Annotated in this window: 23 protein-coding genes; 16 read left to right on the forward strand and 7 right to left on the reverse strand. The window is 36.7% G+C overall.

The features are described from left to right. Positions 1-126: 126 nt before the first annotated feature. A complete protein-coding gene (trpA, locus tag ACIGAM_RS16610) occupies positions 127-891 on the forward strand; it encodes a tryptophan synthase subunit alpha (protein WP_396512601.1) in 765 nt (254 codons plus the stop codon). A gap of 120 nt (positions 892-1011) precedes the next feature. Beyond that, on the forward strand, positions 1012-1140 hold the full coding sequence (locus tag ACIGAM_RS16615) for a hypothetical protein (RefSeq protein WP_262490346.1): 129 nt from the start codon (positions 1012-1014) through the stop codon (positions 1138-1140). 696 nt (positions 1141-1836) lie between these two features. Here the strand turns inward: ACIGAM_RS16615 and ACIGAM_RS16620 are convergent. Further along, on the reverse strand, positions 1837-3378 hold the full coding sequence (locus tag ACIGAM_RS16620; protein ID WP_396512602.1) for a SulP family inorganic anion transporter: 1542 nt from the start codon (positions 3376-3378) through the stop codon (positions 1837-1839). 388 nt (positions 3379-3766) lie between these two features. Here ACIGAM_RS16620 and ACIGAM_RS16625 point away from each other — a divergent pair, with 388 nt between their 5' ends. Beyond that, a complete protein-coding gene (locus ACIGAM_RS16625) occupies positions 3767-5038 on the forward strand; it encodes a PQQ-dependent sugar dehydrogenase (protein ID WP_396512603.1) in 1272 nt (423 codons plus the stop codon). A gap of 3 nt (positions 5039-5041) precedes the next feature. Beyond that, positions 5042-7129 carry a TonB-dependent receptor family protein gene (locus ACIGAM_RS16630; protein ID WP_396512604.1) on the forward strand — a complete coding sequence of 696 codons (2088 nt, stop codon included), beginning with the start codon at positions 5042-5044 and terminating at the stop codon, positions 7127-7129. A 19-nt stretch (positions 7130-7148) separates the two neighbouring features. Here ACIGAM_RS16630 and ACIGAM_RS16635 read toward each other — a convergent pair whose 3' ends face one another. From ACIGAM_RS16635 to ACIGAM_RS16650, 4 genes are all read right to left on the reverse strand, one after another. Next, on the reverse strand, positions 7149-7928 hold the full coding sequence (locus ACIGAM_RS16635; RefSeq protein ID WP_396512605.1) for a hypothetical protein: 780 nt from the start codon (positions 7926-7928) through the stop codon (positions 7149-7151). A 27-nt stretch (positions 7929-7955) separates the two neighbouring features. Beyond that, positions 7956-8711 (reverse strand): hypothetical protein, encoded by a 756-nt coding sequence (locus ACIGAM_RS16640; protein ID WP_396512606.1) that lies wholly within the window; start codon positions 8709-8711, stop codon positions 7956-7958. A gap of 51 nt (positions 8712-8762) precedes the next feature. Further along, complete coding sequence (coaD, locus tag ACIGAM_RS16645) at positions 8763-9215, reverse strand: pantetheine-phosphate adenylyltransferase (RefSeq protein WP_396512607.1); 453 nt, start codon at positions 9213-9215, stop codon at positions 8763-8765. Between the two features lie 82 nt (positions 9216-9297). Then, a complete protein-coding gene (locus ACIGAM_RS16650) occupies positions 9298-10278 on the reverse strand; it encodes a D-alanine--D-alanine ligase (RefSeq protein ID WP_396512608.1) in 981 nt (326 codons plus the stop codon). Positions 10279-10421: 143 nt separating this feature from the next. Between ACIGAM_RS16650 and ACIGAM_RS16655 the strand changes: the two genes are divergently transcribed. From ACIGAM_RS16655 to ACIGAM_RS16695, 9 genes are all read left to right on the forward strand, one after another. Continuing rightward, complete coding sequence (locus ACIGAM_RS16655) at positions 10422-11057, forward strand: PASTA domain-containing protein (protein WP_396512609.1); 636 nt, start codon at positions 10422-10424, stop codon at positions 11055-11057. After that, positions 11044-12078 (forward strand): RluA family pseudouridine synthase, encoded by a 1035-nt coding sequence (locus tag ACIGAM_RS16660; RefSeq protein ID WP_396512610.1) that lies wholly within the window; start codon positions 11044-11046, stop codon positions 12076-12078. Before ACIGAM_RS16655 ends, ACIGAM_RS16660 begins: the two co-directional genes overlap by 14 nt. A 64-nt stretch (positions 12079-12142) precedes the next feature. Then, on the forward strand, positions 12143-12334 hold the full coding sequence (locus tag ACIGAM_RS16665) for a hypothetical protein (RefSeq protein WP_396512611.1): 192 nt from the start codon (positions 12143-12145) through the stop codon (positions 12332-12334). A 12-nt stretch (positions 12335-12346) separates the two neighbouring features. Beyond that, entirely contained in the window at positions 12347-12916 is a 570-nt protein-coding gene (locus tag ACIGAM_RS16670; protein WP_396512612.1) for a cob(I)yrinic acid a,c-diamide adenosyltransferase, read from the forward strand. A gap of 144 nt (positions 12917-13060) precedes the next feature. Then, on the forward strand, positions 13061-13282 hold the full coding sequence (locus ACIGAM_RS16675; RefSeq protein ID WP_028374482.1) for a DUF2795 domain-containing protein: 222 nt from the start codon (positions 13061-13063) through the stop codon (positions 13280-13282). A 186-nt stretch (positions 13283-13468) separates the two neighbouring features. Then, positions 13469-16831 (forward strand): preprotein translocase subunit SecA, encoded by a 3363-nt coding sequence (secA, locus tag ACIGAM_RS16680; protein WP_396512613.1) that lies wholly within the window; start codon positions 13469-13471, stop codon positions 16829-16831. 162 nt (positions 16832-16993) lie between these two features. Beyond that, positions 16994-17350, forward strand: coding sequence for a DUF3140 domain-containing protein (locus ACIGAM_RS16685; RefSeq protein ID WP_396512614.1), 357 nt, complete (start codon positions 16994-16996; stop codon positions 17348-17350). Positions 17351-17517: 167 nt separating this feature from the next. Further along, positions 17518-17994 carry a DUF4199 domain-containing protein gene (locus tag ACIGAM_RS16690; RefSeq protein ID WP_396512615.1) on the forward strand — a complete coding sequence of 159 codons (477 nt, stop codon included), beginning with the start codon at positions 17518-17520 and terminating at the stop codon, positions 17992-17994. Positions 17995-18038: 44 nt separating this feature from the next. Further along, entirely contained in the window at positions 18039-18857 is an 819-nt protein-coding gene (locus tag ACIGAM_RS16695) for a Cof-type HAD-IIB family hydrolase (protein WP_396512616.1), read from the forward strand. A gap of 154 nt (positions 18858-19011) precedes the next feature. Here the strand turns inward: ACIGAM_RS16695 and ACIGAM_RS16700 are convergent, their stop codons facing one another. Both ACIGAM_RS16700 and ACIGAM_RS16705 read right to left on the reverse strand, forming a co-directional pair. Next, positions 19012-20322: an ABC1 kinase family protein gene (locus ACIGAM_RS16700; protein ID WP_396512617.1), complete on the reverse strand. Its 1311-nt coding sequence runs from the start codon at positions 20320-20322 to the stop codon at positions 19012-19014. Positions 20323-20328: 6 nt separating this feature from the next. Then, positions 20329-21015, reverse strand: a complete 687-nt coding sequence (locus ACIGAM_RS16705) for a TetR/AcrR family transcriptional regulator (protein WP_396512618.1) — start codon at positions 21013-21015, stop codon at positions 20329-20331. Between the two features lie 233 nt (positions 21016-21248). Between ACIGAM_RS16705 and htpG the strand changes: the two genes are divergently transcribed. From htpG to ACIGAM_RS16720, 3 genes are all read left to right on the forward strand, one after another. Further along, the gene (htpG, locus tag ACIGAM_RS16710; protein WP_396512619.1) at positions 21249-23138 is read left to right on the forward strand and encodes a molecular chaperone HtpG; all 1890 of its coding nucleotides are present in this window, start codon (positions 21249-21251) and stop codon (positions 23136-23138) included. Positions 23139-23313: 175 nt separating this feature from the next. Then, on the forward strand, positions 23314-24714 hold the full coding sequence (locus tag ACIGAM_RS16715) for a nicotinate phosphoribosyltransferase (protein ID WP_396512620.1): 1401 nt from the start codon (positions 23314-23316) through the stop codon (positions 24712-24714). A 3-nt stretch (positions 24715-24717) separates the two neighbouring features. Then, positions 24718-25254, forward strand: a complete 537-nt coding sequence (locus ACIGAM_RS16720; RefSeq protein ID WP_396512621.1) for a hypothetical protein — start codon at positions 24718-24720, stop codon at positions 25252-25254. The last annotated feature ends 1 nt before the right edge of the window (position 25255 follow it).

Raw genomic sequence — 25255 nt, forward strand, 5'->3', positions numbered from 1 at the left:
AGCACATAAAAAAGAGCTCCAAAAAAGCCTCAATCCCTAACGCAAGTCCTAAAACATAAAGATTTCTAACAAAGCTAATCTTGAGCAAAAGCCGAAGTTTAGAAATGACTTAAAAAAATACAAACCATGAACAGAATAAACAAACGCCTACAGGAAGACAAAGAGCTTCTGTCTATATATTTTACTGCGGGTTACCCTAAATTAGAAGATACCGTGCCTGTGATTGAAGAACTGGTAAAAGCCGGTGTAGATATGATTGAGATCGGACTTCCGTTTAGCGACCCTTTAGCAGACGGTCCTACCATACAGGAAAGTTCTACAGCTGCCTTGAAAAACGGAATGACTACCGCAAAACTATTTGAGCAGATTAAAGACATCAGGAAAACCGTAGATATTCCGCTAATCGTAATGGGCTATTTTAACCCGATGCTGCAATATGGGGTTGAGAAGTTTTGCAAAGAGTGTGCAGCAATAGGTATTGACGGTCTTATAATGCCAGATCTTCCACTTGCGGAATATCAGGAGCATTACCAGGCGATCTTCAAGAAATACGACCTTAAAATGGTTTTTTTAATTACGCCTCAAACGACTGACGAGCGTATAAGACAAATTGACGCTGCTAGTGATGGTTTTATTTATATGGTAAGTAGCGCAAGTACAACCGGCAAAACCTCGGGGTTTGGCAGTGTTCAAACCGATTATTTTGAGCGTATCTCAGGGCTTTCACTCAGCAACCCACAAATTGTAGGTTTTGGAATTAAAGATGAAGAAACCTTTAAAGCAGCTACAAAATCAGCAAAAGGAGCGATTATAGGTTCGGCATTTATCACCGACTTAACTAAAAATGGAATTTCGGGAATATCTAATTTTATCAAAACCATAAGAGCTTAGGTTATTAGTTTTTGATATTAATCACTTCGCTGTCTTTATATTAACCTTGTTTTAGGATGTTGTTACCACTAATTAACAACATCACTGTGTAACTTTAAATAAATTAAAATAAGATATATTATGGACAAGAAATTTGATAGTAAAGTAGACCAGAAAAACCCAACGAATCCTACGGGAGATAGAAACGTAAATACAAATAAAGTGGACTTTGATAAGAAAACCATCAAAGACCAACAAAATAAGAAGTAATTAAAACTTCTACCTATAAAAGCCGATCTAACGTATTAGATCGGCTTTTTTTGTTTACTATTTTTTAAAAGGTTTATTTCTAATACTTCAATTAACTTTTCAGAGCGTAATCGTTTAAGGTATAGCAGCGTAAATCCCGCAGGCACGTGATAACACAGCCGAGGAATTGCAGACCCTAAGGGACAAGCCTAAAAAATTATAAAAAGAATGACCAGGATATTTGCGTGAGGGATAGCAGCGTAAATCCCACGGGCAAGTGATAACGCAGCCGAGGAATTATAGCGTATAGCCCGACCCGAAGGGACACGCCCAAAAAATTATAAAAAGAATGACTAGAATATTCGCGTGAGGGATAGCAGCATAAATCCCACAGGCAAGTGATAACGCAGCCGAGGAATTGCAGCGCATAGCCCGACCTGAAAGGACACGCCCAAAAAATAATAAAAAAAATGACCAGAATAGTTGCGTGAGGGATAGCAGCGTAAATCTCGCAGGCACGTGAGAACGCAGCCAAGGAATTGCAGTGTATAGCCCGACCTGAAGGGACACGCCCAAAAAATTATAAAAAGAATGACTAGAATATTCGCTTGAGGGAGAGCAGCGTAAATCCCACAGGCAAGTGACAACGCAGCCAAGGAATTGCAGCGTATAGCCCGACCCATAGGGACACGCCCAAATAATTATAAAACTCTTAAACTAGCTCTTTTTATCTTCTACAAGTCTATAAGTTGGATCCTCCATAATATTGACATCTATTATCGCTTCTGCATTTTTTAGTAGGCGAATACAGTCATTACTCAAATACCGTAAATGCACCTTCTTTCCTACTTTATGATAGCGCTGGGTAATTACATTTAGAGCCTCAATAGCAGACATATCAGAAACACGGCTTTCTTTAAAGTCGATTATCACCACTTCGGGGTCATTTACAACATCAAACTTTTCAATAAAATTAGTCGTAGAGGCAAAAAACAAGGGACCAAATATCTCATAATGCTTAATCCCATCTTCGTCAACAAACTTTCTGGCTCGAATACGTTTTGCACTTTCCCATGCAAAAAACAAAGCCGAAAGAATCACCCCTACTAAAACCGCTAGTGCCAGATTGTGTAGTACTACAGTTATAACCGCAACGATAATAACTAGAAAAATATCTTTCTTAGGCACTTTATTAAAAATCTTTAGGCTCACCCACTCAAAGGTTCCTATCGCAACCATAATCATAACTCCTACTAATGCAGCCATAGGCACCTGCTCTATTACAGGAGCTCCAAATAAGATAATTACCAAAATTGTTAGTGCAGCAATTATACCAGAGAGGCGTGCTCTAGAGCCGGCAGATAGATTCACCAAAGTTTGTGCGATCATTGGGCAACCACCCATCCCAAAGAAAAAGCCATTAAGCATATTTGCACCTCCCTGAGCAATACACTCTCTGTTTCCGTTACCTTTAGTTTCAGTAATTTCATCAACAAGGTTTAAGGTTAATAAACCTTCTGTTAGTCCCACAGCTGCCATTATTAACGAATAGGGCGCTATTATTTTTAAAGTCTCATAACTTATAGGAATGTTAGGAATATGAAACGGAGGAAAACCACCGCTTATCGAAGCAATATCTTTTACAGTCTTCGTATCTATTCCTAAGAAATAAACTAAAACAAAAACTACTATAATAGCTACTAGAGAAGAAGGCACGGCTTTAGTCAATTTTGGTAAAAACACAACAATACCTATAGTAAGAGCTACCAGACCGGCCATAATCAATAACGGGGTACCTGTTAGCCACTCATACTCGCCGCCCACTAATACTTTAAATTGCTTTATCTGTGACATAAAAATTACAATCGCAAGACCGTTTACAAAGCCAAACATTACCGGGTGCGGTACCAGTCGTATAAACTTACCCAGTTTAAAAAGACCGATTAAAATTTGAATGACACCGGCAAGCGCTACAGCAGCTAATACATACTCCAGCCCATTAGAATTCATTAATGCAATAAGTGTAATAACGGTTGCTCCCGCTCCACCCGAAATCATTCCTGGTCTTCCTCCAAAAATTGCCGTTACTAAACCCGCAATAAAAGAAGCATATAGCCCCATTAAAGGTGGAAAACCTGCCAGTATTGCAAAAGATAACGATTCTGGAATCATCGTCATTGCAACAGTCAAACCTGCTAATACTTCGGTTTTATAATTTACTTTTTGAGTTAAATCAAATAAGTTGAGTACTTTTTTCATAATTAGTATTGATAAACTGCAGGATTACTGGCTGATTAGGAATTAGGATTGGGTCTCAAATTTTCAAACCATTCAATTTATTAGAATCGTATAAGAATTGAGTGTTAAACATTGATTTAAAGGCTGTAAATCAAGGCGGAGTAACTGCGATAAAATGAATGGTAATTTTCATAATAAGTTGGCAAAAATAATCTTTTTAATTAAAAGGACAAGACACCTGTAGTTCAGTAAGATAAATTATTAAAAAACAGCACTTTAAGCATTGTATACGTTACTTTAAATTAAACTCAAACGATATATTGCCTTGAGACCCGTTAAATTTTTATTAATCCGCTGCTATAAGGGATTGAGGAATTATTTAAATACTATTTTCGTTGAAAATGATTTTATGAAAACATATCTATATGCAACAGTAGGTCTACTACTACTTTCAGCGTGCAAAAATGAAAAATCTGTACCGGATGCAGAAAAAGAAGAGCTTGCAGATGCGGGAATTACAACCGTACAAACTGCAGCAGGTCCTTTAGACCTTGTAGCTCCTTTTTCTTCAGAATCTGTATCTAAAAACAGTAAGGTTATAGGTTGGCCAGAAGGTAAAACACCCGTGGCACCAGAAGGTTTTACCGTTACGCGTTTTGCCGACTCTTTAAAGCACCCACGATGGACGTATATCGCACCTAATAATGATATTTTTGTCGCTGAAGCAAATACCCGTGATAGCGCAAATCAAATTACGCTGTTGAGAGATACAGATCAGGATGGCGAAGTAGATAAGCGTTTTGTATTTAAAGATGGCTTAAATCAAAACTTTGGTATGCTGGTTGTAAACAACTACTTCTACATTGCTAATACAGATGGTTTATATCGTTTCCCTTATAAAGAAGGACAAACTAAACTAGAAGGTAAAGGTGAGAAAATTGTTGCCCTTTCTGCAAGTGGCTATAACAACCATTGGACGCGTAATATCATCACAAACGCTGCTAAAGATAAAATTTACATCTCTGTAGGTTCTGCAAGTAATGTGGGAGATCAGGGGATGGAAAAAGAAGAGCGCCGCGCTAATATTCTTGAGGTAAATCTAGACGGAAGCGGTGAAATCGTATATGCTTCGGGACTTAGAAACCCGGTGGGTATGGACTGGAATCCGGTTACTGGTGATTTATGGACTGCGGTAAATGAGCGTGACGAATTAGGAAACAACCTGGTACCAGATTATGCAACAAGCGTTCAAAAAGGCGGCTGGTATGGCTGGCCCTATAGCTACTACGGTCAAATTAAAGATCCACGCTGGGCAGATGATCCGCATCAGGATTTAGTGGATAAAGCGATTATGCCAGATGTACCTTTAGGACCACATACGGCTTCTTTAGGTTTTACCTTTTACACCGCAGATGCATTTCCTGCTAAATATAAAAACGGAGCTTTTGTAGGTCAACATGGATCTTGGAACCGTGATCCTTTTTCAGGCTATAAAGTTGTTTTTATTCCTTTTGAAAATGGAAAACCACAACCTGCAGAAGATTTCTTAACCGGTTTTATACCAGATGCAAATGGTGACGAAGTATATGGCCGCCCGGTAGCAACTACAGTTACTCCAGATGGTTCACTACTTGTTAATGATGATGATAGTGGTATTATCTGGAAGATTTCTGCAAAATAATCTATGAACAAAATAGCTATTCTTTTTCTGCTGTTGCTTTCTACTTTTGCTCAGGCTCAAGTGAAGACAACAGCAGATTCTGTTTTTGTACGTAACACTCTGGGGGAAGTGGTAATCACTTCTACCCCTATTCAAGATCAATTGCAGCGCATTCCCGCATCGGTAAATGTTATTAATGCAGAAGATCTGCAGCGCGGTGACCAACTCTCTATCGCAAACGAAATCAATAAGAATCCTGGTATTCAAATGCAGCAAGGCGCTTTAAACACCAGCCGCATCAGTATTCGCGGTTTGGGTGCGCGTAGCCAGTATACTACAAACCGGGTGAAAGCCTATATAGAAGGTATACCACTCACTACCGGTGAGGGAGAAACTACGTTAGAAGACCTTGACCTCAACCTTATTGAACGTCTCGAAATTATTAAAGGTCCCGCAAGCAGTAGTTATGGTGCCGGTCTAGGAGGAGCAATCAATATTTCGGTAATAAAACCAAAACCAGAATCTGCTTCAGTTCAGCTTAATGGTCTTGGTGGCTCTTTTGGCCTTTTTAAAAGCGGAGTAACGACATCTTTAGCAAACAATAAAACTGCAGGTTTCATCAGTTATAATCATCTTGAAAAAGAAGGCTTTAGAGATAATAGTAATTACAACAGGAATACCTATACCGCATACGCGAAAACAGAACTCAATGCCAAAAGTTCACTAACGTTTTTTGGAAATTATACGCGTTTAAAAGCCTTTATCCCGAGCTCAATTAACGCGGAAGATTTAAAAAATAATCCCGAAAAAGCAGCTTTTACGTGGAATGCTGCTCAGGGTTTTGAATCGTACGATAAGGGTCTTGCAGGGCTTTCGTACAACTGGCAGTTTAATGAGCACAACTCGTGGACAACCAATGTGTTTGTCAACTACAGAGATGGTTACGAACCACGACCGTTTGATATTTTAGATGAAGATTCTTTTGCTTTCGGGATACGTAGCAATTTACAATCCTCCTTTTCTATTTTTAATATTCCTGCAAAAAGCAGCATTGGAGTTGAGTATTTTGACGAGCATTACCAGGCAAAACTCTTTGAAAATTTATATCAGGATAATTCCGGAAACGGAAGTTTACAAGGTAACCTGTTTAGTAATCAGGAACAAGACCGAAAATATCTTAACCTTTTTGCACAAATAAGTCTTCAATTCTCTGAACGTTTAAAGGCAGATATAGGGCTTAACTACAATCACAGCAGGTATGTACTTAACGATTACCTCAACGAAAGCAATATTGACAATTCTGGAGTATATACCTACCCGCGCTTGTTTTTACCTCAGGCAGGTTTGACTTACGAAGTGGATACAGATAAGTTTTTATATGCAACCGTAAGCAGAGGTTTTTCATTACCCACAGTTGCCGAAACACTCACTCCCGAAGGCGCTATAAACCCCGAAATCAAACCGGAAACCGGCATTAATTATGAACTGGGTTTAAAAGCACAGTGGTTTAATAAAACACTCTATACAGAGCTTGCGTTTTACACGGTACAGGTAAATGATTTACTGGTTGCAGAGCGCGTTGGCAATGATCAGTACGTTGGACGTAATGCCGGCAAAACTGATCATAATGGGATAGAATTACTGATTAATTATAGAACGCAACTTGCTGCAAACTGGGAGTTTAGACCTTATGCCTCGGCTACAATAAACGATTACTCTTTTGATGAATTTACCGATAATGATATTAACTACGGCGGTAATGATTTAACCGGCGTGGCCGATAAAATAATTAATCTGGGTGTAGATTTACAACACGCAAACGGACTTCGGTTTAATGTGAATTATAGATATACCGGCGCTATCCCATTAAATGATGCAAATACAATTTATAGTGACAGTTATAATCTGGTAAATTTAAGAGCAGATTACGCATTTCAGCTTTCACAAAAATTTAAAGCAACACTTTATAGTGGTGTAAATAATGTATTTGACACCAATTATGCCGCTCAAATTTTACCTAATGCCACAGGATTTGGTGGTGCTGCACCGCGTTATTATTATCCCGGGGAGCCTATAAACTTTTATGTAGGGTTAAATGTAAACCTGAACTAAGATTATTAAAAACTGAACTTTAATTTTTCTCAGGAATAGAAACACCTTCCTGTTCAAAATTCTTAAGTTCAGTTTTGAAACTGGTACTTAAAACCATAAGACGATCCAAAAGATCAAGTTGATGTTCCGGAAGCAAAAGTTCACCTTTCAACTGCTTAGCATCAAGATATTCAAAAAATAAATTTTGATGGTAGGATTCTATTTCTAACTGGCGATTTAAGAATTTTCGATCAAAATAATCGCTAGTGGCAAATAGCACATGCAACTGCTCATAAGTGATGGGATTGTATTCCTTTTTCTGTTTTGAAGGGTCTTTTTTAAATAAGCTCAAAAACATTTTACCTATTGCAATAAAATCCATACCATTTGTATAATTTGGTGGTTTATACAAATGTGGATATTTCTTAACATCAGCCTGTATGGCTGCATTAACTATACTGTCGTATTCTTTTAAGTTAAACTCCCGAACTTTTGGCGCTTCCGTAAGACGCACTTCTTCCAGTTCGTTTAGATTCTCTTTAAGTTCAACTACCCAACGTTTTTCAAGCTGATAGGGTTCTACAATAAAAACCTGAGTTTCCATAAACGGCGCGCTAAACACCAGAGAATCTTTGAGTCGAGCGGCTAAACTAAAATCACCTTCATCTGTAGTTACAGTACTTTTATTCTGAGTTCTGTTTTCTACCAAAACACCTGGAACCCGCTTTTCTCCTGCGTAAACTTTGCCTGAAGTATTTTGAGAATATCCTGCCACAGCACAGAGTGAAATACAAAAAAAGAGAACTTGTTTACTATTCATATTTAGGTATTACAGCGTTAAGCTAATCTAATTGGTTTCCGCTTGTGATAAATTATGGTACTCATCACTGCGTTTTAAAAGATAATCTAAAAATCGAATTTGATTCTTTTTTAGTAATAATCGAGAATCTATTTGTTGACTTTGACAATAATCAAAATAGGTGCCTTCTTCGCTTTTAGAAATAGCCAATTGATTACGCAGCAAATCTTCATTAAAAAAATCATCTCTTTTAAAAAAAACTATTAATTCCTCAAGTTCTAAGGTTCTAAATCTTTTTGCATCAAGAGCCTCTTTTTCTTTAGTTCGATTAATTCCATTAAAAATCATCTTACCTATTGCTAATAAATCGAGTCCTCCAGATGGTTGCGGACTGTACGCAAATGGATTTTCTTTTATATCTTTCTGAAGCCACGTATTAAAGTTTTTATCATACTCCTCTATACTAAAGGCTTTAATCTTTGAAGCTCCGGTTAAATGTACTTCATCTAAATCGTTACGGTTTTCGAGTAACTCTACCACCCAGATTTTTTCTAAATGGTAGTGCTCCACTTTAATAAGTTGAGTTTTATAAAAAGAAGCGCTAAAGACAAGAGAATCTCCTAGATTTGCGGCAAAGCTAAAATCCCCTTTAACGTTAGTAGAAGACATTGTATTTTGAGTAGTATTAATAATCAAAACACCTTCTTTAGGTCTATTGTCTGCATAAACCTTTCCTCTAGTGATTTGAGAATAGCTGTTGAGCGCTATAAAAAGAGTGAGAATAAATAAACGGGTTTTCAGCATAAAGTAAAATCTATACTAAAGACCGGTATGACTCGCTAAAGTTGCACGTTTTTAAACCCGCACCGTATCAGGTACCAGACCGGTATAATCACCGCCATTACGAATTACATCTCTAACTATTGAAGAAGAAATATAACTCTTACCTGAAGAGGTGAGCAAGAATACGGTTTCGATTTGAGAAAGCTTTCGGTTTGTATGCGCAATGGCTTTTTCAAATTCAAAATCCCCTGGATTTCTAAGTCCACGAAGGATAAAACCCGAATCTGTCGCATTACAAAAATCTACCGTAAGCCCTTTATAGGTCATTACTTTAATCTTAGGTTCGTCTTTAAACGAGTCCTTTAAAAAAGCCTCACGCTGCTCTAACGTGAACATATATTTCTTATCTGCATTGACACCTATAGCTAATATAATCTCATCAAACAGCTTCAAACCACGTTCGATGATATCAAAATGACCTAAAGTTAACGGATCGAAAGAACCGGGGAAGACTGCGCGTTTCATAATAACGTATTCAATATTGAAGATTAAAAATACAAATTAGTAATGCTTCAAGGTTCAAGATACTTTTTGTATTTCGTGTTTTTTATTTTAAAAGCGCTTGCGCTATCACATTATCAAACAAATCAGAAAGGCTAATACCTGCTACTTGTGCCTGCTGCGGAATAATACTCGCGGGACTTAACCCCGGAGTCGTATTTACTTCTAAGAAATGGGGTTCCCCGTTATGAAAAATGAATTCAGCTCGAGTGAGCCCTTTCAATTTTAAAACTTTAAAAACCTTCTCTGCTTCACGCTGCACAGCTTCGGTTTGTTCTGTTGAAATTCGTGCAGGAGTAATTTCCTGAGACTTTCCGGCGTATTTAGCTTCGTAATCAAAGAAATCATTCTCGCTTACAATTTCGGTGACCGGCAAAGCCTGTATTTTTCCGTGATAATTAATTACGCCTACTGAAACTTCGGTGCCCGAAAGAAACGATTCAATAATAATCTCATCGTCTTCTTTAAAAGAAACTGCAATTGCCGCCTCCAGTTCTTCTTCTGCATACACCTTAGAAACACCAAAACTGCTCCCCGCCTTATTGGCTTTTACAAAACAAGGCAAGCCTACTCTGGCAACAATTTCGGCAGGATTAATGGCATCTCCTTTATTTAAAAAATAATTTGTTGCTGTTTTAACACCATAAGCCCTTAACACACTTACACAATCGCGCTTATTAAAGGTAAGCGCAGCCTCATAATAATCGCAAGCCGTCTGAGGTATCTGCATTAAATCAAAATACGCCTGTATGATACCATCTTCTCCAGGAGTGCCGTGAATGGTATTAAACACACAATCAAAAGTAATCTTTGTGCCTTCGATAGTTAACGAAAAATCACTTTTATCTACAGGTATAGGTTTATGATCTGAATGTGTACAAAACCAGCCCTCTTTTAAAATAGAAATTGGGTAAACCGTATATTTATAAGTATCCAAATGTTTACAAACCGTGTTTCCGCTAAGCATAGAGATGGCAACCTCGCTTGAAAAACCACCCATTATAACTGCTATATTTTTTTTTGACATAGTAAATAGAAATCCTTTGCGTTAAGTAATAAGAAATAGGGGCTCAAAGAACGCTAATTTTAGAATAATTAGGCAAAAAAAATGATTGCAATTGAGGGTCAGCCAATTTTAAACTAAGTTTGTAGCCGCAAAATCGCATGTATATGGGACTCATAAAATTTATATTTAGCAAAGCATTTTTGATGCAGTTACTGTTAGCCGTAATCGTATTGATTGTGCTGGGTTTTGGGTTTATTTTTTGGCTTAGCTCTTCTACAAATCACGACGAGCGCATTGCGGTGCCTGATTTGAGCAAAATGACACTCAGTCTTGTTAAGCAGGAACTTGACAATGCAGATCTAAACTATGTGGTTATAGACTCGTCTAATTATAATCCTGATTACCCTACATACTCAGTGATAGAACAAAACCCGGCAGCGGGAAAATTTGTAAAAGAAAACCGAAAAATTTACCTCGTGCTCAATCCTTCGGGATATCGCGAAATTGCAATACCATCGCTGGTGGGCAGAACACAACGTCAGGTAGAGCCTACCCTACTGGCCTTAGGTTTTAAAATAGGAAAAATAGACTTACGCGATCATATTTCTGAAGATGAAGTACTGGAGTTGAGACACAACGGCGCTACATTGAGAGAAGGTGATAAATTGCGCAAAATGTCTGTTATCGACCTCGTGGTTGGTAACGGAAAAGATAATTATTATAATACGACTACTGAAGATTCAGTAGATATAGATGATTCAATTAACGAGGCTGAAGAACTAGAAGATGCAGGATTTTAATGCCGAAGGGCCAGACGAACAGGAAGACGAACTTTACGAACATTATAATTTTACTGCAGGCAAAGGTCAGGAACCGCTGCGCGTAGATAAATTTTTAATGAATTTTATTGAAAAGGCAACTCGAAATAAAATTCAAACAGCAGCAAAAAACGGAAACATACAGGTTAACGGTGCTGTTGTAAAACAAAATTACAAAGTTAAAGCCGGTGACGTGGTTCGGGTTATGTTTGAGCACCCACCCTATGAGTTTTTATTAACTCCAGAAGACATTCCGCTAGATATTGTTTATGAAGATGACACCCTTCTGGTGGTAAACAAACCGGCAGGAATGGTGGTACATCCCGGTCACGGTAATTACAGTGGCACCCTTATAAATGCGCTTATCTATCATTTTGAAAATCTGCCTGAAAACAGTAGCGGCAGACCCGGTCTTGTACACCGCATAGACAAAGACACAAGCGGACTTCTTGTTGTTGCTAAGACAGAAGAAGCTATGACCCATTTAGCTAAGCAGTTTTTTGACAAAAGTAGCGAGCGTGAGTATGTCGCTATTGTATGGGGTAATGTTGAAGAAGAAAATGGTACTGTAGATGGTCACATAGGCAGACACCCTAAAAACCGCATGCAAAATACTGTATATCCTGAAGGTGATCAAGGTAAAGAAGCGGTTACCCACTATAAAGTTCTAGAACGTTTAGGCTACGTAACAAAAATATCTTGTAAACTAGAAACAGGCCGTACGCATCAAATACGTGTACATATGAAATATATAGGGCATACACTATTTAATGATGAGCGCTATGGCGGTGATGCTATTTTAAAAGGAACTACGTTTACTAAATACAAGCAATTTGTAGATAACTGTTTTAAAATATTACCGCGACAAGCTTTACACGCAAAAACATTAGGTTTTGTTCATCCTAAAACCGGGGAATGGATGAGTTTTGATAGCCCCGTACCTCAGGATATGGTAGAATGTATAGAAAAATGGCGCAGTTATGCAAAACACGCTATGGAATAATTAGAAACTACTATGGCAAAGCTTTCTATTCGCCAAAGCAGTTTTAATTAAGTAATTTTAAAGTATGCTTGATTTTATACCTGAAAATTTACAAACCATAATTATCGTAGTTGTTTTAGCTATTCTCTTTCTGGGTGTGGTAAAAAACAACAAGCGCAATCAGCGTAAAATGCGCGATCGAAAAAGGCGCAATTTTAGAGCGGAATACTTTAACCGTAAAAAAGAGCGGGAAGAAGACGATTTATCTACAAACTAAACATCACAAGTTTTGAAAATTTATACTAAAACCGGAGACAATGGCACTACCGCACTGTTTGGTGGTACACGTGTTTCTAAACATGACATTCGCATAGAAAGTTATGGTACACTTGATGAACTCAATTCACATTTAGGATTAATTCGTGATCAGGAAATAGATACTCACAGCAAAGCTATTCTCATTAAAATACAAGAAAAACTATTTGTTATAGGTGCGATACTAGCTACAGATCCTGAGAAAGCTATTTTGAAAAATGGCAAAGAACGATTAGATATAAAAAAAATTAGTGATTTAGATATTGCGCTCTTAGAAACAGAGATGGATGCTATGGAAGAGCAATTGCCACCTATGACGCATTTTATTCTTCCAGGGGGACATCAAACCGTGTCATTCTGTCACATTGCACGCAGTGTATGTCGCAGAGCAGAACGTTTATCAACTGCTCTTTATCAACAAGTTCCTTTTGAAGATAACGCCTTAAAATATTTAAACCGTCTTTCTGACTATCTGTTTGTACTGGCACGTTTCTTGACAAAACAGCTACAAGCAGAAGAAGTTAAGTGGATACCCGAAAAATAGGAATTGATATTTAAAAACTGGGTATAAGTGACGTAATCTAAGGAGATTACAGACGTTCTTAAAAATAATATTGAATTAATTGATATTTTCCTTGGTTATTACGCTAATAAATTTATTTTTGCAAAAAAATTAAATACGTTAACTATGTACTGGACATTAGAACTAGCCTCTCACCTAAGCGATGCACCTTGGCCGGCTACCAAAGATGAATTGATTGATTATGCAATTAGAACGGGAGCGCCACTAGAGGTTGTAGAAAATTTACAATCTATGGAAGATGAAGGCGATTCTTATGATTCTATTGACGAAATATGGCCAGACTACCCGTCTGACGATGACTACCTCTGGAATGAGGATGAATACTAGATATTACATCACGTAAACACTTAAAAAGTCTCGCATTGAGGCTTTTTTTTTGCTTAAATTTGAACCGCTTTAAAAAGCAACTATTCGTAACAATGTGTTACGATTTTATCGGAAAATTAATGTATTAATAGTAAAGCCTCAAGCTTGATGTAAGCTACCTATTGATAATAAACTAGTTACCAAATTATGGGATTATTAGATAAAGTATTAAAAGTCTTTGTAGGAGATAAATCTAAACAAGATGTTGCATCAATTCAACCTATTGTTGAAAAAATAAAAAGCTTTGAAGCGCAGCTAGAAAAGCTTTCCCACGATGAACTGAGGCAAAAAACCACTCAATTTAAAGCTCAAATCGCTAATGCACTAGCAGATAATAATGCTGAGCAACTTAAACTACAAAGCGAAGCAGACGAAAACGACGATATAGATCGCAAAGAAGAAATTTATGCAGCGATTGATAAGCTAAAAGATGACGCTTACGCGATTAGCGAACAGGTTCTAAATGATATTCTACCCGAAGCATTTGCCGTTGTTAAAGAAACTGCAAAGCGATTTTACCACAATACATCAATACCCGTAACTGCTAATGCTTTTGACCGCGAGCTAAGCGCAGATAAAGATTATGTTACCCTAGATGGTGACAATGCTATTTGGGCAAATAGCTGGGATGCTGCAGGTAAAGCGATTACCTGGGATATGATACATTATGATGTGCAGCTAATAGGTGGTGTTGCCATGCATCAGGGTAAAATTGCAGAGATGCAAACAGGTGAAGGTAAAACCTTAGTTGCTACACTTCCGGTTTATCTAAATGCACTTACCGGAAATGGAGTTCACCTGGTAACCGTTAACGACTATCTGGCAAAACGAGATAGCGCGTGGATGGCTCCTTTATTTAACTTTCACGGTCTTACCCTAGACTGTATTGATTTTCACAGACCCAACTCTGCATCACGTCGCAAAGCATACGCAGCAGATATTACATATGGTACAAATAATGAGTTTGGCTTTGATTACCTAAGAGATAATATGGCGCACGCACCTAATGATCTTGTGCAACGCGCGCCTAACTACGCGATTGTTGATGAGGTCGACTCTGTTTTAGTTGATGATGCCCGTACCCCATTAATTATCTCAGGCCCTGTACCTAAAGGAGATCAACACGAGTTTGATGCTTTAAAACCTAAAATTGATAGCTTAGTCAATTTGCAACGCCAGCAATTGACAGGTACTCTTTCAGAAGCAAAAAAATTAATAGCATCCGGCGACACAAAAGAAGGAGCTATATTATTATTACGCGTTTACAGAGGTTTACCTAAAAATAAAGCGCTAATTAAATTCCTTAGTGAAGAGGGAATTCGTTTACTGCTACAAAAAACAGAAAATCAATATATGCAGGACAACAATCGCGAAATGCACGTGATTGACGCTGATTTATATTTTACTATTGATGAAAAAAACAACCAGATAGAACTTACCGATAAAGGTATTGAGCACCTTTCTGGTAAAGACGATCCTAATTTCTTCATTATGCCAGAAATGGGTGTTGAGATTAGTAAAATTGAAAATTCAAACCTTACCACAGAGGAAGAAGCTGAAAAGAAAGAAGATCTTTTTAGAGAGTTTAGCATAAAAAGTGAGCGTATTCACACGATGAATCAGCTTCTAAAAGCTTACACTTTGTTTGAAAAAGACACCGAATACGTGGTGATGGATAATAAAGTTAAAATCGTTGACGAGCAAACCGGTCGTATAATGGATGGTCGCCGCTATAGCGATGGTTTACACCAGGCGATTGAAGCTAAAGAAAATGTAAAAATTGAAGATGCTACACAGACTTTTGCAACTGTAACACTTCAGAATTATTTTAGAATGTACCGCAAACTTAGTGGTATGACGGGTACTGCAGTTACTGAAGCTGGAGAACTTTGGGAAATCTACAAGCTTGATGTTGTAGAAATACCTACAAATCGCCCTATCGCCAGAGATGACCGCGACGATAAAGTTTACAAAACAAAACGCGAGAAATACAATGCGGTAATTGATGAAGTTCAGAATCTTGTAGAAGCAGGTAGACCTGTACTTATAGGTACAACTTCGGTAGAGATTTCAGAATTATTAGGAAAGATGCTTTCCCTAAGAAAAGTACCTCACAACGTATTAAATGCAAAGCTGCATAAAAAAGAAGCAGATATCGTTGCTGATGCAGGTAACTCTGGCCAGGTAACGATCGCTACTAACATGGCTGGTCGTGGTACAGATATTAAATTGAGTAAAGCTGTAAAAGAGGCAGGTGGTCTTGCCATTATAGGTACAGAACGTCATGATTCAAGACGTGTTGACCGCCAGTTACGTGGTCGTGCAGGTCGTCAGGGAGATCCTGGAAGCTCACAGTTCTATGTTTCTTTAGAAGATAACTTAATGCGCCTTTTTGGTTCAGAACGTATCGCAAAAATGATGGACCGCATGGGCCTTAAAGAAGGTGAAGTTATTCAACACGGGATGATTTCTAAATCTATTGAACGCGCTCAAAAGAAAGTTGAAGAAAATAACTTTGGGGTACGTAAGCGTTTGTTAGAATATGATGATGTGATGAATGCGCAACGTGAAGTAATTTATAAGCGTCGTTATCACGCATTGTTTGGAGAGCGTCTGCGTGTAGATATCGCAAATATGATTTACGATACTTCAGAAGTAATTGCAGAAACTAACAAAGCAGCTCAGGATTATAAGAATTTTGAATTTGAATTAATTCGTTTTTTCTCGATGAGTAGCCCTGTAGATCAGAAAGAATTTGATTCTTCTTCTGCAAAGCAGCTTGCACTAAAAGTTTATGATGCAGCACTGGTACATTACCGTGAAAAAATGGAGCGTAACGCAGCAGTTGCCTTCCCTATCATAAGTAATGTTTATGAAAATCCAGATAGTAATTATGAGCGTATTGTAGTTCCTTTTTCTGATGGCATAAAAGAACTTAAGGTTGTAACTAATCTAAAAGATGCCTACGAGTCTAAAGGAAAGCAGCTGATTACAGATTTTGAAAAGAATATTACACTTGCAATTATTGATGATGCCTGGAAAACACACCTGCGCAAAATGGATGAATTGAAGCAGAGTGTACAACTTGCCGTTCACGAGCAAAAAGATCCTTTATTAATTTACAAGTTTGAAGCATTTGAATTATTCAAGCAAATGATAGATCAGGTTAATAAAGATGTAATTTCCTTCTTATTTAAAGGGGAACTGCCTGTACAGCAAGAAAATCAGATACGCGAAGCCAGACAGGTAAAACAGTCTGAAAAAGTACAGACCACTAAAGAAGAGATTCCTAATCTAGATGAGCGTGCTTCTCAAAGTAGATCTGCAGGTGGCAATACACAACCTCAGCGTCAACAAGTAACCGAAACGATAATACGTGAACGTCCTAAAATAGGCCGTAATGATAAAGTGACGATTAAGCACATTATGAACGGTGAGACAAAATCAATGAAATTTAAACAAGCAATCCCATTACTTGATAAAGGAGATTGGGTGCTTATAGACGAATAAAAATTAAATACATTTAAATAAAAAACACCCGTTAATAACGGGTGTTTTTTTGTTAATAACATTAGCCATTTACCTTCTAAATATTATTTACACAAACTTAATATTGCAGTCCACTTAGACTTACACATTACCCCTAATTTTATACCCTAATTTTATTTCAATTTGTTTTCTAAAAACCGCTTACACCAAGAATTAAAAGAGGCTACTAATATGAAAGCCGTTGAGTTACGTGCATGGTTGCGCACAGATATCGCACCCCTTACCGTAGCCAATTATGATGATGCTCCGTCTATGGATCAATCTAACAAACTACTGGTCATTTTAATGAAAGACAGTGAAGATTTGACTAAGGCAGATTGTCTTTTTATTCAAAGTATTTTACAACGCATTAAGTATATTAAAAATACGCGCAGTAACGTACAACACACAAAACTTGACTGGGAGAATTCGCTACGCAACCTGGGCTTCGATGTTAAAAAGAAAGAGAAGTCAAAGAAAAAAGAAAAAGAATTTTACTAAAAATAAAAGTTCTACTCTATTATTTCATTCTACCCCGCTCTCTCTGCAGCTTCAATCATCTCTAGCAGCAACGTTTATTTTAATGAGTAAACTACGCAGCTGCTAGATTTTAATCTCCTAGTATTTAAAAAATTAAGTATCTTCATAATCGCTTTATTATTAAAGTTATGATTAATCCACGTCTTGAATTTAAATGGGCAAGTATATACACCCTCTTTCTATTTATTTGGATGGGTTTTGAACGCTACGCGGGCTGGCACGATCAACTCATAGACCGGCATCATTTATATACCTTACTTTTTTATATACCAGCAATAGGCATTTACTTTATAGCACTTATAGATAAGCGTAATAATTTTTATGGTGGTATCATCACCTACAAACAAGCATTTATAACCGGCCTAGTCCTAACTATTTTAATAACCATATTAGCCATACCCGCGCAGTATATCATAAGTACTTATATTAGTCCGCATTACTTTGAGAATGTTATTGAGTATGCCGTAATCAGCGAAAAAGCAACTATAGAAGAAGCAAATGAGTTTTTCAATCTAAAAAGCTATATAATTCAAGCTGTAGTTGGAAGTTTAGTATTCGGCATTCTAATCTCCAGTATTGTTTCGGTATTTATAAGAAGGAAATAAACCTGAAATTCTACAATAAAAAGTTGTTGTTCTATCTTTGAGCAATGGATAAAAATCTAAAACTTCTTTGTTCTGATATCGACGGAACATTATTGGATGCAAACCGTGACATTGCTATAGAAACCGTTGCTGCCGTATCAAAATTATCAAGAGAATTTCCCATCATATTAGCTTCTTCCAGGATGCCATCTGCAATGTATTATTTGCAAGAAAAATTAGGTAGACTCAACAGCCCGCTCGTTTGCTATAATGGCGGCCTTGTTTTAGATAGTAACGGAATCTGTTTACAAAGCCATACAGTTTCTTTAGACTTTCTAGCTACTGTAATTGAGCATCAAAAAAAGTATGCCTATAATATTAGCACCTACTGTACTGATACGTGGCGCACAGAATCTGAAGATTACTGGACCATAAGAGAAATAAGAAGCACTCGTGTAGAACCTATTTTAGTGCCTTTAGAAGATCACATAGCTATTCTTAAAGCTATTGATGAACAACCCCATAAAATTATGTGTATGGGCACACCTGAAGCCTTAGACGACCTCATCGCTATACTTGAAAAAAAACACGGGGATGAAGCTCATTTTTACAGATCAAAAGACACCTATCTGGAGATAAGCGCCAAAAATATTGACAAGAGCACAGCTCTGGAGCATCTTATAAAAGAGTATTATAATCTTAACCTAGAAAATGTAATTGCTTTTGGTGACAATTTTAATGATGTGACCATGATTAAAAATGTAGGATTAGGAGTGGCCGTTGCCAATGCTACTCAAGAGGTTAAAGATGTTGCAGATTATATCAGCGAGTTCACAAACAAGGAACACGCCGTTGCTCGCGCCATTGAACAATTTTTACTCTAAATCGTCAACCCAAACTTAATAATTAAAGCGCCCAATGGAGCGCTTTAATTATTTCAACTTGTACCAAAAGCGAGAGGCGCCCTCCAACCAAAAAGTGCGCCTCTCAAAACAACCTAACCAATAATCTTACTAACCAATTATTATCTTTATATTCTTAATCTATATACTGTTTATAGTTATTAACAACAATCTTCGCTCCTAAATCGTGCATTAAATTATATAAACCGAAAAAAGTTCTGTTTATGTATAAGAAATGTTTACTTCCCCTGTTACCATTCATTTTACGCAGTTGAGTATCTTTTGAATATTTCTCACTCAAATCTGCAATATGAGAGAAAAATGTTTCATCATTAAAATCAAATGTGTCGTGATGAAAAGGCTTTGTAAACAAACTCAGCATCTCGTGAAATAATTCTGAAAAGAATTTAAGTTCTTCTGGCGAATCATCTTCTCGTAATATCTCTAATTCAAACATTTTATCATTAAAAATCTTTGGATCGTTGATGTTTTTGGGCTCTGCTAATTCAAAATAAGGAACATAAAACTCTTCAGGAACATTCTTTATACATCCAAAATCAATCGCAATTAAATTCTTATCAGAATCTACAAGGAAGTTTCCGGGATGAGGATCTGCGTGTACCGCTTTTAAAAAATGCATTTGATACATATAAAAATCCCATAAAGCTTGCCCTATTTTATCTGCAGCTACCTGATCTGTGTTATGAGCAGTAAATTCACTCAAATGCTCACCTATCATCCAGTCCATCGTGATAATCCGCTCACTAGACAATTCAGGGTAGTATTTAGGAAATTTAAGATTAGGAATAACACTACATTGAGCGGTTATTTCTAAACTTTGACGCACTTCTAAAATGTAATCTGTTTCTTCTAATAGTTTGTCTTCTACTTCTTGAAAATACTTCTCTTTATCTTTACCTTTTAGATTAAACATCCGGCTAGCAATAGGCTTCACTAGAGCCAAATCACTACTAATACTGTCTGCAACTCCTGGGTATTGTATTTTCACAGCAAGATTTTTCCCATCTAACGTTGCCTTATGTACCTGACCGATACTAGCAGCGTTTATACTTTGAGTCGCAAACGTATCAAATATCTCTTCCGGATATTTATCTAAATATTTTTTAAATGTTTTTCTAACTAATGGAGCTGACAATGGCGGTACAGAAAATTGAGATAGTGAGAACTTTTCAACATATGCTTTAGGCAATATATTTTTCTCCATACTCAACATCTGCGCGACTTTAAGAGCACTTCCCTTGAGACTTTTTAGGCCGTCATAAATATCACCTGCATTTTCCTCATCTAGTTCTTCTCGCGTGAGATCACTATTAAATGCTTTTTTACCGTAGTATTTAGCATAATTACCTCCCACTTTCACACCGGTTTTAACCAACTGTGATGCACGCTGTAATTTATTTGTTGGGATGTAATCTATAGTTTTCATAATGTTCTATTTAGATCTTGAAAAGTTTTCTTTGAATAAAAATTTTCCAAAATCAAGAATGCTTTCTAATGGCGTTGTATTAAATACATCAAATATTGCATTTACAGATTTTTCTATAGCTACATCTGTTTTTTCAAATCGCGCCGAGTTATCATCCATCCAATATTTCATAAGAAATAATGTTTGTAACCAAGCTCCTTCACTAAATATAGAGACAGGATTTTTAGTTAAGCGTGATGATTTCTCATCATTAGCTTCTTCTATCAATTCACCCGAATAGTATCTTACTTTTAATCTTAAATCACGTAACTGACCCAAACTTTTTAAGGTATCTTTTTGCTCGTGAAGTGCATATAAAACATAACTCCTATTTTCAGTCAACACCTCAAAAAATGTATAGAAAAATGAAAGCATTTTCTCTCTATTAGGATATGTTGAGTAAGCTGGGTTTTTATGTAAAACATTAATTGTATTATCAAAAAAACTAACCCATATAAATTCTCGTATACCCTGAAAAGAACCAAAAAAATTATAAAAAGTACCCTCTTCAATGTTATGCTCTTTACAGAATTTAAATACTGAAGCAGGTCTTTGACCATGCTCTAATACATATTCCATATACATCGTTGTAATCAAATCTTTGGTCAATTTTGGTTCTACTTTTTTTAATACAGTTTTCTTAGTGGTTGCCATAATCTCTGTTTACGTTTGTAAAGATAAATCTGTTTAATATTATTTCAAAACCATTAAACAAAACCTTTCGTTAAAGTTCTTTCAGTTAAATTGAAAGTTGTGTCAGTTTGTCACGCACTTTGCTTTGGTACTTTTTTTGACTTTAGTGCTCTGCGTTTAACTATAGAGTTGAGCGACATATTAAAAATCAAATAGTCCGGCTTATTTGTCGGCTTTTAAAAACAAAATACACTATGTCTACAGGTAAAATTAATGTTGCTGTTGAGAACATTTTCCCGCTTATCAAGAAGTTCTTGTACAGTGATCACGAAATCTTTTTAAGGGAATTAGTTTCAAATGCAACAGATGCTACGCTAAAATTGAAACACCTTACTAATATAGGTGAGGCCAGTGTAGAATATGGCAATCCTATAATTGAAGTTAAGGTTGATAAAGACGAAAAAACCATTCGTATTATTGATCAAGGTCTGGGTATGACCGAAGAAGAAGTGCAGAAGTATATTAATGAAGTTGCCTTTTCTGGTGCAGAAGAGTTTTTAGATAAGTATAAAGATTCTGCAAAAGACAGCGGTATTATTGGGCATTTTGGTCTAGGTTTTTATTCTGCTTTTATGGTTGCTCGTAAAGTAGAAATAATCACAAAGTCTTTTAAAGACGAGCCTGCAGTACGTTGGGAATGTGATGGTTCTCCAGAATTTACACTTACACCTGCTGATAAAACAGATCGCGGTACAGAAATAGTGCTACACGTTGCAGAAGATTCTGAAGAATTTTTAGAAGAAAATCGTATTAGCCAGCTATTGGCTAAATATAATAAATTTATGCCGGTACCTATTAAATTTGGTACTACAGAAGAAGCGCTTCCACTACCTGAGGATGCACCTGAAGATGCTGAAGCAGAGACTAAAACGGTAGATAATATTATTAATAACCCTAATCCAGCCTGGACTAAGCAACCTACCGAACTTGAGGAAAAGGATTATAACTCTTTCTATCGTGAGTTGTATCCTATGCAATTTGAAGAACCTCTTTTTCACATTCACTTAAATGTTGACTATCCTTTTAACCTAACAGGAATTTTATATTTTCCGCGTCTAGGTCAGGATATGAACGTTCAAAAAGATAAAATACAACTATATCAAAATCAGGTTTATGTAACTGATAATGTTGAAGGTATTGTTCCTGAATTTTTAACTATGTTACGTGGGGTTATTGACTCTCCAGATATTCCTTTAAATGTTTCTCGATCTTATTTACAAGCAGACGGAGCGGTTAAGAAAATATCAAGTTATATCACCCGTAAAGTTGCTGATAAATTGAAATCATTATTTAACGAAGATCGTGAAGACTTCGAGAAAAAGTGGAATGATATTAAAGTGGTGATTGAGTACGGTATGCTTAGCGAAGACAAGTTCTTTGAAAAGGCAGATAGCTTTGCGCTTTACCCTACTGTAGATAACACTTACTATACCTTTGCAGAATTACAGGAAAAAATTAAAGACACGCAAACTGACAAGGATGGTAAACTTATCGTGTTATATGCATCAAATAAAGATGCGCAACATCAATATATAGAAGCTGCAAAAGCTAAAGGTTACGAAGTTCTTTTATTAGATTCTCCTATTGTTTCGCACTTATTACAGAAACTGGAAACTTCTAAAGAAAATATCAGCTTTGTACGTGTAGATGGTGATAATGTTGAGAGTTTAATCAAGAAAGATGAAGAGCAGATTTCAAAACTTTCTGATGAAGAAAAAGAAAGTTTAAAAAAGCTTCTTGAAGAGACCATTGCAGATAAGTCCTATACTGTAAAGCTTGAAGCAATAGACAGTAATGCAGCTCCATTTATGATCACCCAGCCAGAATTTATGCGCCGTATGAAAGAGATGCAAGCTACCGGCGGAGGTGGTGGTATGTTTGGTATGGGCAACATGCCAGATATGTACAACGTGATTGTAAATACTAATAGTAACCTTGTTAATGAGATTTTAGCAACAGAAACTAAAGAAAAGCAAGAACGTTTAATTACACAATCTATGGATCTTGCTCGTTTATCTCAGGGCTTGCTAAAAGGAGAAGCTTTGACTAACTTTGTCAAACGTTCCTATGAGATGATTAAATAGGAAATTAGATCTTAGATTTGAGACACTAGATCTGTAATCCTAACTTAAATATTAGAAGCCACTCTTTACGAGTGGCTTTTTTTATGCGTATATACATTTTCTAACGTTTCTTTAACCCACAACATAGTTCCCCTAAATTCTTTATTGTTAAATTCACATAACTAAATAGTAATCTATGTTTCAATACACAGCAACCTACACAGACCTCTATCAATTGAGCATGGCGCAGGTTTATTTTAATAAAAAGCAAAATGAACATGCCGTTTTTGATTATTACTTTAGAAGGCTTCCGTTTAAAGGAGGTTATGCAATTTTTGCAGGATTAGAAGAACTACTTACCATTATTGAAAAGTTGCGTTTTAATGATGAAGATTTAGCGTATCTCAAGACTTTAGATTTTAAACCCACATTTTTAGCATATTTAAAGGATTTCCGCTTTAGCGGAACTATTAATTCAATGCCGGAAGGAGAACTGGTGTTTGGTACGGCTCCTATTTTACAGGTTGAAGCAAATCTTATTGAAGCGCAAATTATTGAAACTATATTATTAAATACACTCAATTTTCAAACCTTAATAGCCACTAAGGCAAGTCGTATTCGACAGGTTGCAGGAGATAAAACCTTGCTTGATTTTGGGTTGCGTCGTGCGCAAGGTCCCGGAGGGTACTACGCATCTCGTGCGGCAGTTATAGGTGGTTTTGACGGGAGTAGTAATGTAATTACAGGGAGAGATTTTGGGATCAAAATAAGCGGTACTATGGCACACGCTTTTGTGCAAAGCTATGATGATGAACTAATTGCGTTTAGAGATTTTGCAGAAAACAGGCCTAAAAACTGTGTTTTGTTAGTAGATACTTATGATACCTTAAAAAGCGGTGTTCCTAATGCCATTACGGTAGCAAAAGAAATGGAAGCTCGTGGCGAGCAACTGCTTGCAATTAGACTTGACAGCGGGGATCTCGCCTATCTTTCTAAGAAAACCCGGAAAATGCTGGACGAGGCAGAATTGTCTTATGTAAAAATCGCAGCTTCAAATCAACTTGATGAATACGTAATACAAAGTTTACAGAATCAAAAAGCACCCATAGATATTTACGGTGTAGGTACTAATCTGGTAATAGGTAAACCAGACGGAGCATTAGACGGGGTTTACAAACTGGCTTTTGCCAATGGCAAACCACGTATAAAAATTTCTGAAAGTATTTCTAAAGTTACGCTTCCCTATAAAAAACAGGTGTATAGAATTAATAATGAAGAAGGTGTTTTAATAGGTGCAGATGCGATAGCAATAGCTGACGAATCACACGTAAACCGAATGAATCATCCCGTTGAACCGTTTAAAAGTCTAACCATCGCAAAATTAAATCAGGAGGCGATGCTTAAGCCCGTTATGCAAAACGGCAGACGACTTCACAAAATACAAAGCGTGCAGGAAATTGCAGCATTTAGCAAAACACAACTCGCAGGCTTGCCTGAAGAATATAAGCGTTTTGACAACCCGCATATTTATAAGGTGGGAATTAGCGATCGCTTAAAACAAGAACGCGATAATCTTATCGAAGAACATAAAATATAATTGATGAGAACTTACGCATTTAGCATTATTCTAATATTTACCTCTTTGATTTCTTTTGCACAAAATCAGGTATCTGAAAACTACTTATCTCGTGAAGAAAATGAGACCTGGCTGATGAATTTAGAAAAATCGCAAAACCTAGAAACCAAGCTAAATGCTATTCAGCAAAAAATAGTAGATGACGCTCAATTTATCGCTCCAAGACCCGGGGTTTCATACACCGGCTTATCTAAAGAAGCTCGAGAACGTTTAAATGCAATTCAAGATTCGTTACCTAAAGTAACTGCTGCTTGTAAAATACTTTTCGTGTTGGATTTAGACGAAATGTATATAGTAGACTTGGAGAAAAATTCAAAATATAAAGCTGTAATTAAAATACTCGACTCAGAACATATAGATTCTGCAAAAGTTCTTAAAGGCATCACAGCAACTGCACTGTATGGCGCGAAAGCCAATTGTGGTGCAGTAACTATGAATACTGAAAATGAAGAACTTGCGGCTGAGTTAAAGAAATTGAACCTAAAAACAACTAAAAAGTAAA

This window comes from Leeuwenhoekiella sp. NPDC079379, from assembly GCF_044542075.1.
Taxonomy (GTDB): domain Bacteria; phylum Bacteroidota; class Bacteroidia; order Flavobacteriales; family Flavobacteriaceae; genus Leeuwenhoekiella.

Bases quoted from the DNA above. Each gene is read 5' to 3' on its own strand.
- trpA (WP_396512601.1), top strand. From the start codon at position 127: ATGAACAGAATAAACAAACGCCTACAGGAAGACAAAGAGCTTCTGTCT.
- ACIGAM_RS16615 (WP_262490346.1), top strand. From the start codon at position 1,012: ATGGACAAGAAATTTGATAGTAAAGTAGACCAGAAAAACCCAACGAAT.
- ACIGAM_RS16620 (WP_396512602.1), bottom strand. From the start codon at position 3,378: ATGAAAAAAGTACTCAACTTATTTGATTTAACTCAAAAAGTAAATTAT.
- ACIGAM_RS16625 (WP_396512603.1), top strand. From the start codon at position 3,767: ATGAAAACATATCTATATGCAACAGTAGGTCTACTACTACTTTCAGCG.
- ACIGAM_RS16630 (WP_396512604.1), top strand. From the start codon at position 5,042: ATGAACAAAATAGCTATTCTTTTTCTGCTGTTGCTTTCTACTTTTGCT.
- ACIGAM_RS16635 (WP_396512605.1), bottom strand. From the start codon at position 7,928: ATGAATAGTAAACAAGTTCTCTTTTTTTGTATTTCACTCTGTGCTGTG.
- ACIGAM_RS16640 (WP_396512606.1), bottom strand. From the start codon at position 8,711: ATGCTGAAAACCCGTTTATTTATTCTCACTCTTTTTATAGCGCTCAAC.
- coaD (WP_396512607.1), bottom strand. From the start codon at position 9,215: ATGAAACGCGCAGTCTTCCCCGGTTCTTTCGATCCGTTAACTTTAGGT.
- ACIGAM_RS16650 (WP_396512608.1), bottom strand. From the start codon at position 10,278: ATGTCAAAAAAAAATATAGCAGTTATAATGGGTGGTTTTTCAAGCGAG.
- ACIGAM_RS16655 (WP_396512609.1), top strand. From the start codon at position 10,422: ATGGGACTCATAAAATTTATATTTAGCAAAGCATTTTTGATGCAGTTA.
- ACIGAM_RS16660 (WP_396512610.1), top strand. From the start codon at position 11,044: ATGCAGGATTTTAATGCCGAAGGGCCAGACGAACAGGAAGACGAACTT.
- ACIGAM_RS16665 (WP_396512611.1), top strand. From the start codon at position 12,143: ATGCTTGATTTTATACCTGAAAATTTACAAACCATAATTATCGTAGTT.
- ACIGAM_RS16675 (WP_028374482.1), top strand. From the start codon at position 13,061: ATGTACTGGACATTAGAACTAGCCTCTCACCTAAGCGATGCACCTTGG.
- secA (WP_396512613.1), top strand. From the start codon at position 13,469: ATGGGATTATTAGATAAAGTATTAAAAGTCTTTGTAGGAGATAAATCT.
- ACIGAM_RS16690 (WP_396512615.1), top strand. From the start codon at position 17,518: ATGATTAATCCACGTCTTGAATTTAAATGGGCAAGTATATACACCCTC.
- ACIGAM_RS16695 (WP_396512616.1), top strand. From the start codon at position 18,039: ATGGATAAAAATCTAAAACTTCTTTGTTCTGATATCGACGGAACATTA.
- ACIGAM_RS16700 (WP_396512617.1), bottom strand. From the start codon at position 20,322: ATGAAAACTATAGATTACATCCCAACAAATAAATTACAGCGTGCATCA.
- ACIGAM_RS16705 (WP_396512618.1), bottom strand. From the start codon at position 21,015: ATGGCAACCACTAAGAAAACTGTATTAAAAAAAGTAGAACCAAAATTG.
- htpG (WP_396512619.1), top strand. From the start codon at position 21,249: ATGTCTACAGGTAAAATTAATGTTGCTGTTGAGAACATTTTCCCGCTT.
- ACIGAM_RS16715 (WP_396512620.1), top strand. From the start codon at position 23,314: ATGTTTCAATACACAGCAACCTACACAGACCTCTATCAATTGAGCATG.
- ACIGAM_RS16720 (WP_396512621.1), top strand. From the start codon at position 24,718: ATGAGAACTTACGCATTTAGCATTATTCTAATATTTACCTCTTTGATT.